The 14,375-nt window shown below is 55.0% G+C and carries 17 protein-coding genes; 5 read left to right on the forward strand and 12 right to left on the reverse strand.

Translation table 11 applies throughout. The annotated features are described in order from the left end of the window. Positions 1-251: 251 nt before the first annotated feature. Complete coding sequence (gene folB, locus IR141_RS10410; RefSeq protein WP_135036910.1) at positions 252-602, reverse strand: dihydroneopterin aldolase; 351 nt, start codon at positions 600-602, stop codon at positions 252-254. Positions 603-662: 60 nt separating this feature from the next. On the opposite strand from folB, the gene plsY reads away from it, so the two are divergent. Both plsY and IR141_RS10420 read left to right on the forward strand, forming a co-directional pair. Continuing rightward, complete coding sequence (gene plsY / locus IR141_RS10415; protein WP_135036913.1) at positions 663-1,295, forward strand: glycerol-3-phosphate 1-O-acyltransferase PlsY; 633 nt, start codon at positions 663-665, stop codon at positions 1,293-1,295. A gap of 66 nt (positions 1,296-1,361) precedes the next feature. Beyond that, positions 1,362-2,864 carry a patatin-like phospholipase family protein gene (locus tag IR141_RS10420; RefSeq protein ID WP_135036916.1) on the forward strand — a complete coding sequence of 501 codons (1,503 nt, stop codon included), beginning with the start codon at positions 1,362-1,364 and terminating at the stop codon, positions 2,862-2,864. A gap of 464 nt (positions 2,865-3,328) precedes the next feature. On the opposite strand, the gene pth is transcribed toward IR141_RS10420, so the two are convergent. The 8 genes from pth to IR141_RS10460 all read right to left on the reverse strand — a co-directional run bounded on the left by pth (position 3,329) and on the right by IR141_RS10460 (position 7,998). Beyond that, on the reverse strand, positions 3,329-3,904 hold the full coding sequence (pth, locus tag IR141_RS10425) for an aminoacyl-tRNA hydrolase (protein ID WP_135036919.1): 576 nt from the start codon (positions 3,902-3,904) through the stop codon (positions 3,329-3,331). A 76-nt stretch (positions 3,905-3,980) separates the two neighbouring features. Next, a complete protein-coding gene (locus IR141_RS10430) occupies positions 3,981-4,262 on the reverse strand; it encodes an RnfH family protein (RefSeq protein WP_135036922.1) in 282 nt (93 codons plus the stop codon). Further along, positions 4,255-4,686 (reverse strand): type II toxin-antitoxin system RatA family toxin, encoded by a 432-nt coding sequence (locus IR141_RS10435; RefSeq protein ID WP_135036925.1) that lies wholly within the window; start codon positions 4,684-4,686, stop codon positions 4,255-4,257. Before IR141_RS10435 ends, IR141_RS10430 begins: the two co-directional genes overlap by 8 nt. An 87-nt stretch (positions 4,687-4,773) precedes the next feature. Further along, positions 4,774-5,454, reverse strand: coding sequence for a sulfite exporter TauE/SafE family protein (locus IR141_RS10440; protein WP_135036927.1), 681 nt, complete (start codon positions 5,452-5,454; stop codon positions 4,774-4,776). 27 nt (positions 5,455-5,481) lie between these two features. Then, positions 5,482-5,673, reverse strand: coding sequence for a hypothetical protein (locus tag IR141_RS10445; RefSeq protein WP_135036930.1), 192 nt, complete (start codon positions 5,671-5,673; stop codon positions 5,482-5,484). Between the two features lie 27 nt (positions 5,674-5,700). Then, the gene (locus tag IR141_RS10450; protein WP_135036933.1) at positions 5,701-6,456 is read right to left on the reverse strand and encodes an amino acid ABC transporter ATP-binding protein; all 756 of its coding nucleotides are present in this window, start codon (positions 6,454-6,456) and stop codon (positions 5,701-5,703) included. An 8-nt stretch (positions 6,457-6,464) separates the two neighbouring features. Further along, the gene (locus tag IR141_RS10455; protein WP_135036936.1) at positions 6,465-7,181 is read right to left on the reverse strand and encodes an amino acid ABC transporter permease; all 717 of its coding nucleotides are present in this window, start codon (positions 7,179-7,181) and stop codon (positions 6,465-6,467) included. Further along, positions 7,171-7,998: an amino acid ABC transporter substrate-binding protein gene (locus IR141_RS10460; RefSeq protein WP_135036939.1), complete on the reverse strand. Its 828-nt coding sequence runs from the start codon at positions 7,996-7,998 to the stop codon at positions 7,171-7,173. The genes IR141_RS10455 and IR141_RS10460 overlap by 11 nt, the downstream gene beginning before the upstream one ends. Positions 7,999-8,214: 216 nt before the next feature. On the opposite strand from IR141_RS10460, the gene tadA reads away from it, so the two are divergent. From tadA to gloA, 3 genes are all read left to right on the forward strand, one after another. Next, a complete protein-coding gene (tadA, locus tag IR141_RS10465; RefSeq protein WP_135036942.1) occupies positions 8,215-8,952 on the forward strand; it encodes a tRNA adenosine(34) deaminase TadA in 738 nt (245 codons plus the stop codon). 178 nt (positions 8,953-9,130) lie between these two features. Continuing rightward, complete coding sequence (locus IR141_RS10470) at positions 9,131-9,619, forward strand: hypothetical protein (protein WP_194198394.1); 489 nt, start codon at positions 9,131-9,133, stop codon at positions 9,617-9,619. 377 nt (positions 9,620-9,996) lie between these two features. Next, complete coding sequence (gene gloA, locus IR141_RS10475) at positions 9,997-10,407, forward strand: lactoylglutathione lyase (RefSeq protein WP_135036948.1); 411 nt, start codon at positions 9,997-9,999, stop codon at positions 10,405-10,407. Between the two features lie 133 nt (positions 10,408-10,540). Here gloA and lpdA read toward each other — a convergent pair whose 3' ends face one another. The 3 genes from lpdA to aceF all read right to left on the reverse strand — a co-directional run. After that, positions 10,541-12,313 carry a dihydrolipoyl dehydrogenase gene (gene lpdA / locus IR141_RS10480; RefSeq protein WP_135036952.1) on the reverse strand — a complete coding sequence of 591 codons (1,773 nt, stop codon included), beginning with the start codon at positions 12,311-12,313 and terminating at the stop codon, positions 10,541-10,543. Positions 12,314-12,415: 102 nt separating this feature from the next. Then, positions 12,416-12,874, reverse strand: coding sequence for a DUF1775 domain-containing protein (locus IR141_RS10485; protein ID WP_209304422.1), 459 nt, complete (start codon positions 12,872-12,874; stop codon positions 12,416-12,418). Between the two features lie 154 nt (positions 12,875-13,028). After that, positions 13,029-14,375, reverse strand: a 1,347-nt coding sequence (aceF, locus tag IR141_RS10490) for a dihydrolipoyllysine-residue acetyltransferase (protein ID WP_135036955.1), incomplete at its 5' end; no start/stop codon positions are given.

The raw sequence follows: 14,375 nt of genomic DNA on the forward strand, positions 1-14,375 counted from the left end.
CCGGGCGGCCTGCCCGAGCCGCTGCGTTCAGACGGCCAAAGGTTGCGGGAAAAGCAGGCCGGAGCTTACCGCACTGATGCGGCGGCGGGTGTTTGGCCGGAGGCGGGCAAGGGTGGGCGGCGGACACGGTGAGGCATGCAAGAGTGGCGGGTAACGGTTTGTAATGAATCGGGGTTGTTGAGGAGGAATGTCAAAATGCCCCCTTTCCTGAGGGTAATATCAGGCCGTCTGAACAACGGTTTGATTTGTTTTCAGTTTATGCTGCGTTCGATTTCCACGCCTACTTCGCGCACATCGGGCAGAATGCCGGGCTTCACAATCTTCACCCGCACCCACTGTGCTCCGAAATCGGAAAACATCAAATCGGCAATGTGTTCCGCCAATGCTTCAAGCAGTAAAAACCGCTGGTTTTTCAAGCTGGCGCGCACGGCTGCGCATGCATCGGCATAGTGGATGGTACCGTTGATGTCATCGCCGGCACCCGACTTTTCAGGCACGCCGACCACCAAATCCAGCAGCAGGGTTTGCGGCTGCCCGCGTTCCCAGTCATAAACGCCGATTAAGGTTTCGGCTTTCATGCCGTGTAAAAAAATTTTATCCATTTTCAGTTGTGCCGTTTTCACGTTAAAATCGGTTTCAATTCTAAAACAAAAGTTGCTGTAATGTTTAATTTCTTGGTTGTAACTGCCGGTTATGTGATCGGTTCGCTTTCTTTTGCGGTGATTGTGTCGAAATTCTACGGTATGGCCGACCCGCGCACCTACGGTTCGGGAAACCCCGGTGCCACCAATGTTTTGCGCAGCGGCAGGAAAAAAGCGGCCGCACTCACCCTGTTGGGCGATGCGCTCAAAGGTTTGGTGGCCGTATTGCTGGCAAAATGGCTGCAAGAACCGCTCGGCTTGGATCCGGCAACCATCGCCCTGGTTGCCGTGGCCGCGCTGGCCGGCCATATGTGGCCGGTATTTTTCGGCTTCAAAGGCGGTAAAGGCGTGGCTACTGCTTTGGGGGTGTTATTGGCATTGTCGTGGCCGACCGCTTTGGTGTGTGCGGCGGTTTGGCTGGTGATGGCTTTCGGTTTCAAGGTATCTTCGTTGGCGGCATTGGCGGCCACCCTTATCAGCCCGCTGGCTGCCTGTTTCTTTATGCCCTACCCTTCGTGGGTATGGGCTACGGCGGCCATCGCCCTTTTGGTGCTTTACCGGCATAAAAGCAATATCGGCAATCTCTTGCGCGGGAAAGAAAGTAAAATCGGCGAGAAAACCGCAAAGCAGCAATCTGATAGGAAAACCGAATAAAAACAAATAAAAAGCAGCCCGGGCTGCTTTTTTGCATTTGATGGAATTTAACGGATACAAAATAAAATGAAAACCAAGCAACTGCGTTTTTCAGACGGCCTGAAGAAAGGTTTGTCCGCATCGGCTGCTCTTTTGATGTCGTCATGCGCACTGGTCCAATACCAGCCGCTGGCAACCATACAAACCGTCAATACCGAAACAGGCTACCGTCTCGAAAAAAACTTCGCCCGCGCCAAAGCCGATGATACTTTCGTGGTGCTGGTATTTTCCGGCGGCGGCACGCGGGCGGCAGCCCTGGGCTATGGTGTGGTCGAAGAGTTAAACCGCCAGAAAATCAACTTCGGCAGCAAAGAGCAGAGCCTGCTCGAGAGCGTTGATTTGGTTTACGGTGTTTCCGGCGGCTCGGTGTTGGCGGCTTATTTTGCGCTGCACGGCAAAGAAACCGTTCCTTCATTCGAGCGGCGGTTTTTAAAGCAGAATTTCCAACGCCAGTTTGCCAAACAGGTGTTTTCGTTTGCCAACCTGCCCCGCCTCACTTCGCCGGAATACGGCCGGGGCGATCTGCTGCAGGAACAGTTTGAAAACACCTTGTTTCGGGGTGCCACGTTTGACGATCTCGACAAACGCCGCAAAGGCCCGTTTGCCGTGATTTCCGCCACCGATATGGCGGCCGGCAGCCGTTTGGATTTTACGCAGGAACACTTCGATGCCATGTGTCTGAACCTCTCCGGCCTGCGCATCGCCCGCGCCGTGGCTGCTTCCAGCGCGGTGCCGCTGATTTTCAGCCCGATTACGCTCAACAACAACGGCGGCAACTGCGGCTACGCCCTGCCCGAGCGTTTGAAATACGCGCCGGAAAACGGCAATACGGGAAAATTGCAGCAGCAAACCAAACGGGAGCTGGCGAATAGTTACCACAGCCTCTATAACGACCACACCAAACGCCCGTATATCCATCTGCTCGATGGCGGCCTCACCGACAATCTCGGTCTGCGCGGCATACTGGACATCGTGGATATGCGCTCCGGCGAAGCCGTGCAGAAGCAGGCAGCCGCAGAAAATATCGGCCGCATCGTTATCATCAACGTAAATGCGCAAAACCAGATTGCCCGCAATATCGACCAATCTCCGGCCATACCCGGCCTTACCGATGTGTTGTCGGCCATTGTCGATATCCCCATCGACAAATATTCGCAGGAATCGCTGCGGCAGTTCCGCATTTTTGCCGACCAATGGAACGAGAATGCCGCCAAACAGCCCGGCGGCTCAAAGCGCGGTATGTATTTCGTGAGCCTTAATCTGCGCGACCTGCCCGAATCGCAGCTGCGTAAAAACGTGTTGAACATCCCCACCACATTTTACCTGCCCCACTACCACATCAACGATTTGAAATCTGCCGCCCGCGCGCTGTTGCAGCAGTCAAACGAATACAAACGCCTGCTGAAAGATTTTTCGGCACAGCCCGCCCAAGCTGCCCCGCAGGCACACCGACCCGTGTGGTTTGCGGGCGAAGGGCCGCAACTGCCCGACAACGCCCAAGCCGATTACGATGCGGCGTGGGCGCAATAACAAACCGCACCGGTAAAGCCCGAATTGCCGGCAGCCATGCCCGAGCCCGGCAGCAAAGGCCGTCTGAAAACTTTCAACGCCGATAAACCGCGTTATCTGTTTTCAGACGGCCTGAGATTACGGTTCCGCCCAAACAAACACCGGGCTGGGTGCCGCAAGCGATATCCGGCCGGTGCTGCCGTGATTTTAAAGCAGCGGCTGCTCCCTTAAAAACCTGATGCCCGCTGCTTCATCTGCTCCGGGCAGGCAGCGATAGGCAATCCGGTTTATTTCCCGTTACCGCCTTACTCAGCCTCAGCCCAAGAAAACGGTTTGGCAAGCCGCCCAAGCGGTATAACCGGTTCCGTATTGCCTGCGGCTTGCGTGTTCCGAAAAAACAATGCGGGTTCGCCACAGCGGCATTGAAATATTCAGACGGCTGCAGCAAATCTTACAGGCACTGGCCCACCGTTCCCACCCAACCCTCACTTGCTGTGGAAAAACCGCACCGCTTCTTCCCAAGCGCCCGACAAAACCAACGGCAACCCTTGCAGGGATTTGGCAACGGCCTCTTCGATTGCCTGCCTGCTTTGCGCATCGGGTTTGTTGAGCACATAACCCAGCACCAGATTGCGGTCTCCGGGATGGCCGATGCCCAAACGCAGGCGGTAAAAATCCGGCGTGCCCAGCGCGGCCTGTATGTCTTTCAAACCGTTGTGGCCGCCGTTGCCGCCGCCGAGCTTGAAACGGGTGCGCCCGCTGGGAATATCGAGTTCATCGTGAACCACTAAAATTTCTTCGGGCTTGATTTTGTAAAACGAGGCCAGTGCGGCCACCGCCCGGCCGGATCGGTTCATAAAGGTTTTGGGCTTGAGCAGCCACACATCGCCTCCGGGGGCTGCCGCTTTGGCGGTTTCGCCGAAAAATTTTTTTTCTTCTTTCAGCGTGGTTTTCCAAGCACGGGCCAATTCATCGATAAACCAAAAGCCTGCGTTGTGGCGGGTTTGGGCGTATTCGGCGCCGGGGTTGCCCAGCCCTGCGATTAATTTGATTTGCGGCATATCGTATGGTTAAGGCCGTCTGAAAAGAAAAATTTTAAAAAATATTTTCAGACGGCCTTTGTTTCCTATATAAAAATCAGTTGTCTTTTCCCGCCGCAGCCCGTTTTCGGCGGGCTTCTTTGGGGTCGGCAAGCAGGGGGCGGTAAACTTCTACGCGGTCGTTATCGCGCAGCACGGTGTGGTCTTTGACCGCTTTTCCGAAAATGCCCAGCGGCGCATTCTGCACATCGGCACCGGGAAATTCTTGTGCAATACGGCTCTGCAGCACGGCTTCGCGGGCGGTTGTGCCGGCCGGCACGCGCAGGGTTTGCAGCAATTGCTTTTGCGCCGTGCCGTAGGCGATTTCGATTTCAACCATAGCGGCGGTTTGCCTCTTTCACAAATGCGTCCACCAGCGTGCCCGACAGATGGCCGAACACAGGCGAAATCAAAGTGGAGAGCAGCGCACTTGAAAAATCGTATTGCAGTTTGAACTCGATTTTGCAGCAATCATCGCCCAGCGGAATAAATTTCCATGTGCCGTGCAGCGCTTTGAACGGCCCTTCGAGCAGATCGATGCGGATTTCGCGGCCGGGAACATTGTGGTTGTGGGTGGCAAACGACTGGCGCACACCCATATAGTCCATAAACAGCCGCGCTTTCAGCTCGTTGCCGCTGCGCTCGATGATTTCGGTTTTGCTGTACCACGGCAGAAACTGCGGATAATCTTCCGCCCTGTCGACCAAATCGAACATCTGCCCGGCACTGTGCAGCACCAGCATATTTTTTTCTACGGTTTTCATGGTTGCATACGCGCGGGAAAAGCCCGCATTATAAATCGAATCTTAAAACGGCACACCTTTTCAAAGCCGCCGTTGCCGCCGCATAATTCAAGCAAAAACGGCCGGAAAAAACACCGCCAGCTGCCAAACCGCCCAAGCGGCCACCACCAAACCCGCCGCCAAGCGCAGCGGTTTTTGCTGCAATACGCTTTTTAACTGCGCAGCAAACCAGCCCGCCGCCAACAGGTTGGGCAGCGTGCCCGATGCAAAGGCCAGCATATACAGACCGCCCTGCACCGCACTGCCGCTGCCCAAGGCATAGAGCGATGCGCTGTACACCAGGCCGCACGGCAGCCAGCCCCACAGCATTCCCACGCCGAAACAGGCCGGCACGCTGCGTATCGGCAGCAATTTATTCAACAGCGGATTGAGCCGCTTCCACACCGGCCTTCCCAATGATTCGACCCTCACCGCCCACGCAGACAAACCGGCCAGATAAAGCCCCAGCAGCAGCAGCAGGATATTGGCCGCCGCAAACAGGCCGTTTTGCAGCCAGCGGGTTTGGTCGAGCGAAATACCGATTTGGCCGAGCAGCCCCAGCAGCACACCGATGAACACATAACTGGAAACGCGCCCGGCATTCAACAGCGTAATCAGCCAAAAGCGGTTGATGTGCGGCGGCAGTTGCAGCGCAAACGCACTGCTTAATCCGCCGCACATGCCCACACAGTGGCCGCCGCCGAAAAAGCCGAGCAGAAATAAAGTGAATAAGGTAACGTTACCGTTCATGACCGTTGTTTGGGAAAAAAACACGCGCTATTGTAGCAATATTGCCCGAAGGCCGTCTGAATGTGCAGATGCGGATAATATTAATATCAGCAGCAGTTGGCGGGCTTTATGGTTTAATCCATACTCCAATGCTTTTATCCGGCTTTCGCCTGCTCGATTTTCCTGCACGGAGATAACGGCATGGAAACCTTTCAGACGGCATGAAGATTTTTTTGTCAAGGCTGCGGCCTTTCATCAAATAAGCGCCTATCCGGCCGCCACCCGAATCTGCTGTAAAAACCGCTTGGTGCGCTCGTGCTGCGGGTGGCGGAACAGGGATTCGGGCGAGCCTTGCTCCACTATCACGCCGTTATCCATGACTACCACGGTATCGGCTGCTTCCATTGCGAATTTGATTTCGTGGGTTACCACCATCATGGTCCAGCCTTCTTTCGACAATGCCCTCATGGTATCCAACACGTCCTGCACCAGCTCGGGATCGAGAGCAGATGTCGGCTCGTCAAACAACACCAGCTCGGGCTGGATGGCAAGTGCGCGGGCAATGCCGACACGCTGCTGCTGCCCGCCGGAAAGCTGGTGGGGATAGAGATCGGCTTTGCCGCCCAGCCCCACTTTTTCCAACAGCACCATAGCGGCCTGTTTGGCTTGTGCGGCAGATTTCCCCTGCACGGCCACAGGGCCTTCCATCACATTTTCCAAAGCGGTTTTGTGCGGAAACAGGTTGTATTGCTGAAACACCATGCCCGATTTGCGGCGCAGGGCGAGCATGTCTTTTTTCGACACCCCGGCGGCAAAATCGATTTTCAATGCTCCGCCCCCGTTAAAGGCTATGGTGCCCGCCTGAGGTATTTCCAGGGCGTTCAGGCAGCGCAGGAAAGTGGTTTTGCCTGAACCGGATGGGCCCAGTATCACCACCACGCTGCCTTTGGCCACATCTAAGTCGATGCCGCGCAAAACGGCGTTATTCCCGAATGATTTGTGGATATTGCGGATTTCAATCATGGCTTGCCTCACTTGGCAATATAACGGTCGAGCCGTTTTTCGAGTTTGGCCTGAACGATAAAGAGCAAAAAGCAAAACACCCAGTAAATCAGGCCGGCCTCGATATAAACGGGAAGAAAATCATAGCTGGCGTTGGCAATCTGCTGCGCTGCGCGAAAGAGCTCGGTGATGGTTACCACCGAAGCCAGCGAAGTATCTTTAAACAGGCCGATAAAGGTGTTGCTCAAGGGCGGCACAGACACGCGCAAGGCCTGCGGCATAATGATGCGGCGGAAAGTCTGCATATAGGTCATGCCGATGGAAAAACCGGCTTCCCACTGGCCTTTGGGCACCGACAATATTGCTGCGCGTATGGTTTCGGAAGCATAGGCACCGATATTGAGCGAAAAGCCGATGATGGCGGTGGGCAGCGGGTCGAGCGTGATACCGATGGCGGGCAGGCCGTAAAACACCACCATCAGCTGCACCAGCATGGGGGTGCCGCGTATGGCCGAAACGTAAAACCGTACCACGCCCGAAAGCAAACAGTGGAACAGGCCGGCAGCAGGCACCACTCTCACCAGCGCCACGCCCAGGGCAATCAGTATGCCGCACACAAAAGAAACCGCAGCCAGCGGAACCGAATACAGAAACCCTGCCTTCACCATCGGCCAAAATGCGTTTATGACCAAAGCCGCGCGGGCTTCGGTCATAAAAGGCAGCGCGCTTAAGAAATCACTTAACACTTACATCTTCACCAAAGAATTGCTCGCCCAGCTTTTTCAGCGTGCCGTCCTTGCGCAGCGCTTCCACCGCGCCGCTGATTTTTGCCAAGGCTTCATCATTGTTTTTATTCACGATAAAACCCGCCCCCAGTTTTTCTCCGGCAGGCGCCGTCCAAGCCGTTTTCAGGCCGGAATCAGGGTTTTTCTTCAGATAATCTAGCAGGGCCAGCGAATCGTTGAAGGTGAAATCGGCACGTTTCTGCCGCACCAGCGCCAGCGCCTGCGCCATACCGTCCACGGGAACAATCTCTGCACCGGCTTTCTGCGCCATTTCACCATAATTGCTGCTCAGGGTTTGCGCGGCCGACAGGCCTTTAACATCGGCCAACTGCTTGATGCGGGTGTCGTTTTGGCGGCTTACCGCCATCGGGCCGGAATAACTGTAATCGGCCGATTTGTCGAAAGTGGCGCGGCGCTCCGGCGTGGTCAGGCTCACCTGGTTGGCCACCATATCGAAACGCCCCGCTTTCAAACCGGCCAGCATCGCATCCCACTGGGTTTCTTCAAACTTGATTTGAATGCCCAGCTTTTCGGCCACGGCACGGGTAACTTCCACATCATAACCGGTTAATTTGCCGCTTTCGTCATGATAGGTAAACGGCGCATAAGTGCCTTCGGTGCCCACGGTTACCGTGCCTTTGTTGTTGATGCGCTCCAGCAGCGAACCGGCCGCAGTTTGCGGAACCGGTGCGCCGGAAGCCTGAGTGCCTGCGTCTTCGCCGCCGCAGGCTGCCAAAACCAATGCAGCCACGCTGCCCAACACGATTTTTTTGAACATGGTGTTTCCTGAAAAACGGATAAAACGCGCATTGTACGGTAATCACCCTGCCGATACAAAGAACGCTTGCTTCTATTGTTATGAGTTTTTACAGCGTTAAAGTTATACGGCAGGCCGTCTGAAAAATGCCGTGCCGGCCGTCTGAAAAGACACCGCGCCGCCCGCCGCCCTTATCTGTTGTACAATCGCCGTTGTTTTCAGACGGCCACGGCAACCATGACGCAACTCACCCACCCGCCTTTTGCCCCCAAAGTTTTGCAGACGCTGCAATCGCTCGGCATCCGCACGCAGGCAGATATACGCTCGCGCGGGGCGGCCGGCACGTTTCTGCTGCTGAAAGCGGCCGGGCTGACCGTTACCCGCAGCACCCTGTGGCAGCTTGCCGCCGCCATGCGCAATGCCGGGGCGCACGACCTGGAGCCGTCTGAAAAAGCCGCCCTGCTCGAAGCAGTGCGCCTGCACCCGCCGGTAGCAGTGTTTCCGCCTGCCTCAGAAATGGAATTTTTTATGCGGCAGGCTCTGGCGCAGGCTAAGCAGTCTGCCGCAGCGGGCGAAATACCGGTGGGTGCGGTGGCGGTGAAAAACGGGGAAATTATTGCGGCGGCACACAACACCTGCATCAGCAGCTGCAACATCGGCCGCCATGCCGAAATCAGCGTATTGGAAGCCGCCGGCCGCACACTGCAAAACTACCGGCTCGATGGCTGCGACATCTATATCACGCTGGAGCCTTGCAGTATGTGTGCGGGCGCACTCATCCAAGCGCGGGTTGCCCGCGTGGTTTACGGCGCCCGAGAGCCGAAAACGGGCGCTGCCGGCAGCGTGGTGGATTTGTTCGGCAATATCCGCCTGAACCGCCGCACAGCAATTGCCGGCGGGGTGCTGGCCGATGAGTGCGGAGCGCTGCTGCAACAGTTTTTCCATGCCCGGCGGCAAACCCGCCCCACCCAATAAAATATCTGAGACCTGCCCAGAAATTAACCGCCTGCCCCAAAAAAGTCAGGCACTATCCACTCCTGAAAAACGGCCAAGTGTGCAGTTATTCGACCTGCGTCCCAAGCCAGACACCATCACCCAATGTATGAGTTACAGTTTTTTACGGCAAAGTATTCAAACGGATTGAGTGGAAGTTATGAAATACCATCTGCAGGGGAGTGCTAAAAAACATACGGCCAACGTTTTTTCTCTAAACCGCGCTGCCGTGCGCAAACGGGCATTGCGTTATATTCTCCACGAGGAGGGCAGCATCGGCCGGCGGTCAGACATCACCATTTATCCTTTGGATTTTCAGTCTGACGTCATTAGAATGATCATAAATTTAAGAGTCTGCCCCCAAAAGAGACATGGCCGGTTGAATCTGCCGACAGACTCTATACACACCCGACAACCGCCCGATACCGCGGGCAAAAGCCGTCTGAAAGCAGTTGCCGGAAGGCAAAAGATTTTCAGACGGCCTGCATCTGCTTGCAGTGCCGCCTTGACGGTTTGGGGCAAATTGAAAGGCGGGAAATCTGTGAAGAAGCCAAGCCGGCCAAGATACAACCATAATGGGATTAAATTGAAATTAAAAGGACTGGGTCTGTGCAATACAAGGTTTAGGCCTTGGGGGTTGATTGGTTAAACTGTTCGTTTTTTTGGGGTAGTCCAGTCCGTTCTCTCAACCCTTTCATCGATGCCGAAACCGAACATACCGTTAAACGCCATAGATGCGCATACATACTTAAATGATCCGTGCGGACCGGCGTGGCGGGTTTTGTCCTTACCGTTATCGGATTCCCAATCCATACCGGCCTGTTCGCCATCGGGCATCGTGCGGTTTCCGGTGGATTTGCCGGCCGCTTTCGGCCTGCCCGGGCGCGTTCGGCAATGTCGATTCGGGAGGCTTTTTGACGGGTGGGATTGGCTGCCGCCTGAAACCGGACGCAACCAAACCACACACGGCAGGCCGTGTTAAAATAAGCCGCAGCCGCCCGGCATACCGTTTCAGAAAGGATAACCATGAGAATACTCCACACCATGCTGCGTGTCGGCAACCTCGAAAAATCATTAGCATTTTATCAAGACGTTTTGGGCATGAAACTCCTGCGCAAACATGATTACCCAGAAGGCCGTTTCACACTGGCATTCGTAGGTTACGGCAACGAAGCCGAACACGCCGTTTTGGAACTCACCCACAACTGGGACATTGAACAATACGATTTGGGCACCGCCTACGGCCATACCGCCATCGAAGTGGACGATGCCTATGCTGCCTGCGATGCCGTGCGCGTCAAAGGCGGCAAGGTTACCCGCGAAGCCGGACCGATGAAACACGGCACCACCGTGATTGCTTTTGTGGAAGACCCTGATGGCTATAAAATCGAATTTATCCAAAAAAACAGCGGTAACGATTCAGTGAAATACAGCTGAGCATTACCGGTTTTTTATAGTGAATCAAAAACAAACGAAATGTAAAATACCCTCCTTTTTTCATGGGGTACGATATACAAGGCCGTCTGAAAAGGTTTCAGACGGCCTGTTAACACGATAACGGTAAACCGCTTTATTTTTTACGCTGCGGCGGTAAATCGGTGCATACGCCCAGCGCCACTTCTGCGGCAAGGCCGATGGTTTCGCCCAAAGTCGGGTGCGGGTGGATGGTTTTGCCGATATCGGTTGCATCGCAGCCCATTTCGATGGCCAGGCAGATCTCGCCTATCATGTCGCCGCCGTTGGGGCCGACAATGCCGCCGCCGATGATGCGGCCGCTTTCGGCATCGAAAATCAGCTTGGTAAAGCCGTGATCGCAACCGTTGGCGATGGCGCGACCTGATGCTGCCCACGGGAAGTTGGCTTTGGTGATTTTGATGCCCTGCTCTTTGGCAGAGGTTTCGGTTACGCCCACCCAGGCTACTTCGGGAGCGGTGTAGGCCACGCCGGGTATCACCCTTGCATCGAAATAGGCTTTGTGGCCGGCGCAGTTTTCGGCGGCAACGTGGCCTTCGTGCACGGCTTTATGCGCCAGCATGGGCTGGCCGACAATGTCGCCGATAGCGTAAATATGGGGCACGTTGGTGCGCATTTGTTTATCTACATTGATAAAACCGCGCTCGGTAACGGCCACACCGGCATTCTCGGCACCGATGAGTTTGCCGTTGGGTGCACGGCCTGCAGCCACCAACACTACATCATAGCGTTGCGGCTCTTTAGGCGCGGCGGCACCCTCAAAGGTAACATAAATGCCGTCTTCTTTCGGCTCTACCGCCACGGTTTTGGTATTGACCATGATGTTGTCGAAGCGGTATTCGTTCTGCTTCTGCCATGCTTTCACTAAATCGCGGTCGGCACCCTGCATCAGACCGTCCATCATTTCGACCACGTCAAGACGGGTGCCCAGCGTACTGTACACTGTACCCATTTCCAAGCCGATGATGCCGCCGCCGATAATCAGCATTTTACCGGGCACCGATTGGAGCGCGAGCGCGCCGGTCGAATCGATGATGCGCGGGTCTTCGGGGATAAACGGCAGGTTTACCACGCGGCTGCCGGCGGCGATGATGGCGTTTTTAAATGCAACGGTTTGTTTTTCTCCGGTTTCTTCTTTGCCGCGGCCGGTTGTCAACGCGACTTCCATGTGGTTGGGGCCGACAAATCTGCCGTTGCCGCGAACCACATCGACTTTGCGCATTTTCGCCATGCCCGCCAGGCCGCCGGTGAGCTTGCCGATAACGTTTTCTTTGTAGGTACGCAGCATATCGATATCCAGCTCAGGCTCGGAATATTTGATGCCGTTGGCGGCCAAGTGGCGCACTTCATCGATTACGTTGGCGTTGTGCAGCAGGGCTTTGGAGGGGATACAGCCCACGTTCAGGCACACACCGCCCAAAGTGGCATAACGCTCGACAATGGCAACCTTCAAGCCCTCGTCTGCTGCGGCAAACGCGGCAGAATACCCGCCGGGGCCGCCGCCCAGCACCACCACATCGTATTCGGCATCGGCCTTGCCGCTGAATGGTGCGGCCTGCGGTGCGGCCGCCGCTGCGGGAACGTCTTGCGCTGCCTCGGCCTTAGGCTCTGCTTTGGGAGCTTCTGCCGCTGCGGCGGTTTCAATCACGGCAATCACACCGCCTTCAGAAATTTTGTCACCTACTTTGACTTTGACTTCTTTCACCACCCCTGCAACTTCAGTAGGTACATCCATAGTAGCTTTGTCTGTTTCCAAAGTAACCAACGTATCTTCCGCTGCAACCGTATCGCCTGCTTTGATTTCGACGGCAATAATATCCACATTTTCATGGCCGCCGATGTCGGGTACTTTCAATTCGATTAAACTCATTTTTAACCTTTCGCTTTAAAGATCAACAGAAGCTCCTTCTGCTTTTGCAGGCCGTCTGAAAACCATTTGCATTTGATGGTTTTTCAGACGGCCTGCCTATATTTATTTCAATAAGATTGTCGGCTGGTAACCTTTGGCTTCCGGAGAGCCATCGAAAGGCACAACCACTTTATCTTCATAAGTAACGTAAGCTTTATATTTCACTGCCGTATCGGATTTTGCCGGATTACGGGCAATAAACGGGAAGGCCGTATATTCTCCCGCTTCCATTCTGCCTTTGTAAACTACGGTTGAAATATTGCCTTCGCTGTTTTTTTCTACCTTGTATTTCCAACCCGGTACCGGATGAATGAACAACAGCTTTACTTCTTCGGGTATCACAAATTTGACTTGTGTAACCGCCTTATTGCGATTAGTGGGTACGTTCAAACGGAAGTGATCCGACTTTCCCGACATGCTGTCCACGCCATTGGCAAAATTACGCACGGTTACATGGGCTTGTGCCATTGTACTTACCGCCATTCCCAAAAAAGCAATACTCAAAATATTGTTCAGTTTCACACCCTGCTCCTTGAATAATTGAATTGATTCTGACCTGAAATACTAAATACTCAGATTTTACCTTATTGAAGGCAGATTATTAAAAAAACGATTTACTGCTTCGGAAAACGGCTTTCAGGCGGCCTGCACTATCAAGAGGCCGCCTGAAAAACGGTTACAGCATTACTCGGCGGAAATCTTTCAGCAGGTTTGCGAGATACACGGTAAAGCGCATACCGGCCGCGCCGTCGATGACGCGGTGGTCGAACGACAGGCTCAGCGGGCACATTAAGCGCGGCTGAAATTCTTTGCCGTTCCAAACGGGTTTCATCTGCGATTTGCAAACACCCAAAATGGCCACTTCGGGGGCGTTTACAATCGGGGTGAAGCCCGTGCCGCCGATGCCGCCCAAGCTCGAAATGGTAAAGCCCGCGCCCTGCATTTCATTGGGCTTGAGCTTGCCTTCGCGGGCCTTTTTGCTCAACTCGGCCAGCTCGCGTGAAATTTCTTTCAAGCCTTTTTTATCGGCATCTTTAATCACCGGCACCACCAAGCCGTTGGGCGTGTCGGCGGCAAAACCGATGTTGTAGTATTTTTTCAGAATCAGGTTGTCGCCGTCCAATGAAGAATTAAACTCGGGGAATGCCTGCAACGCGGCTACCGACGCCTTGATAACAAACGCCAGCGGCGAGAGCTTCAAACCTTCGCGCTCCCACTCTTTGTTAAGCTGCTGGCGGAAAGTTTCCAGATCGGTCATATCGGCTTCATCGTTCACGGTAACGTGGGGAATCATAACCCAGTTGCGCGACAGGTTTTGGCCGGAAATTTTCTTGATGCGCGACAGCGGCCGGGTTTCAATCTCACCGAATTTGCTGAAATCGACTTTCGGCCACGGCAGCAGGTCAAGGCTGCCGCCGAGCGATGGTGCGCCGGCTGCGGCAGAGCCTGCACCGCCCTGCATGGCGGCTTTCACAAAGGCCTTGATGTCGTCGCCGACAATGCGCCCTTTGGCTCCGCTGCCTTTCACCAAACCCAAATCCACACCCAATTCGCGTGCCAGTTTGCGGGCGGAGGGGCCGGCGTGGGCTTTGACAAACGCGGCCTCATTAACCGGTGTGTTGCCGAATGCGGCAACGGGGGCTGCGGCGGGTGTTGCGGGGGCGGCTGCCGGTTGTGATACAGCTGCAGGAGTTTGCGGCGCGGCGGCTTGCGGCACCTCTGCTGAAGGGGCGGAAGCGGCACCGCCTGCGGTTTCCACTTCGATAATCTGCGTGCCTTGCGAAACTTTGTCGCCCACTTTCACATACACGGCCTTCACCACACCGGCGGCGGTGCTGGGCACATCCATTGTGGCTTTATCGGTTTCCAGTGTAATCAGCGTATCGTCAACGGCCACGCTGTCGCCTGCCTTCACTTCAACGGCAATCACATCCACTCCGTTGTGGCCGCCGATATCGGGCACTTCTACTTTAACGGTTGCACCGCCTGCCGGTGCGGCGGGGGCGGCTGCTTGGGCTGGGGC

The sequence above is a fragment of the Neisseria sp. 19428wB4_WF04 genome (assembly GCF_015235335.1).
Classification (GTDB): domain Bacteria; phylum Pseudomonadota; class Gammaproteobacteria; order Burkholderiales; family Neisseriaceae; genus Neisseria; species Neisseria musculi.

What these genes read in the sequence shown, in the direction of transcription:
- folB (WP_135036910.1), bottom strand. Translation starts at nt 602, where the DNA reads ATGGATAAAATTTTTTTACACGGCATGAAAGCCGAAACCTTAATCGGC.
- plsY (WP_135036913.1), top strand. Translation starts at nt 663, where the DNA reads ATGTTTAATTTCTTGGTTGTAACTGCCGGTTATGTGATCGGTTCGCTT.
- IR141_RS10420 (WP_135036916.1), top strand. Translation starts at nt 1,362, where the DNA reads ATGAAAACCAAGCAACTGCGTTTTTCAGACGGCCTGAAGAAAGGTTTG.
- pth (WP_135036919.1), bottom strand. Translation starts at nt 3,904, where the DNA reads ATGCCGCAAATCAAATTAATCGCAGGGCTGGGCAACCCCGGCGCCGAA.
- IR141_RS10430 (WP_135036922.1), bottom strand. Translation starts at nt 4,262, where the DNA reads ATGGTTGAAATCGAAATCGCCTACGGCACGGCGCAAAAGCAATTGCTG.
- IR141_RS10435 (WP_135036925.1), bottom strand. Translation starts at nt 4,686, where the DNA reads ATGAAAACCGTAGAAAAAAATATGCTGGTGCTGCACAGTGCCGGGCAG.
- IR141_RS10440 (WP_135036927.1), bottom strand. Translation starts at nt 5,454, where the DNA reads ATGAACGGTAACGTTACCTTATTCACTTTATTTCTGCTCGGCTTTTTC.
- IR141_RS10450 (WP_135036933.1), bottom strand. Translation starts at nt 6,456, where the DNA reads ATGATTGAAATCCGCAATATCCACAAATCATTCGGGAATAACGCCGTT.
- IR141_RS10460 (WP_135036939.1), bottom strand. Translation starts at nt 7,998, where the DNA reads ATGTTCAAAAAAATCGTGTTGGGCAGCGTGGCTGCATTGGTTTTGGCA.
- tadA (WP_135036942.1), top strand. Translation starts at nt 8,215, where the DNA reads ATGACGCAACTCACCCACCCGCCTTTTGCCCCCAAAGTTTTGCAGACG.
- IR141_RS10470 (WP_194198394.1), top strand. Translation starts at nt 9,131, where the DNA reads ATGAAATACCATCTGCAGGGGAGTGCTAAAAAACATACGGCCAACGTT.
- gloA (WP_135036948.1), top strand. Translation starts at nt 9,997, where the DNA reads ATGAGAATACTCCACACCATGCTGCGTGTCGGCAACCTCGAAAAATCA.
- lpdA (WP_135036952.1), bottom strand. Translation starts at nt 12,313, where the DNA reads ATGAGTTTAATCGAATTGAAAGTACCCGACATCGGCGGCCATGAAAAT.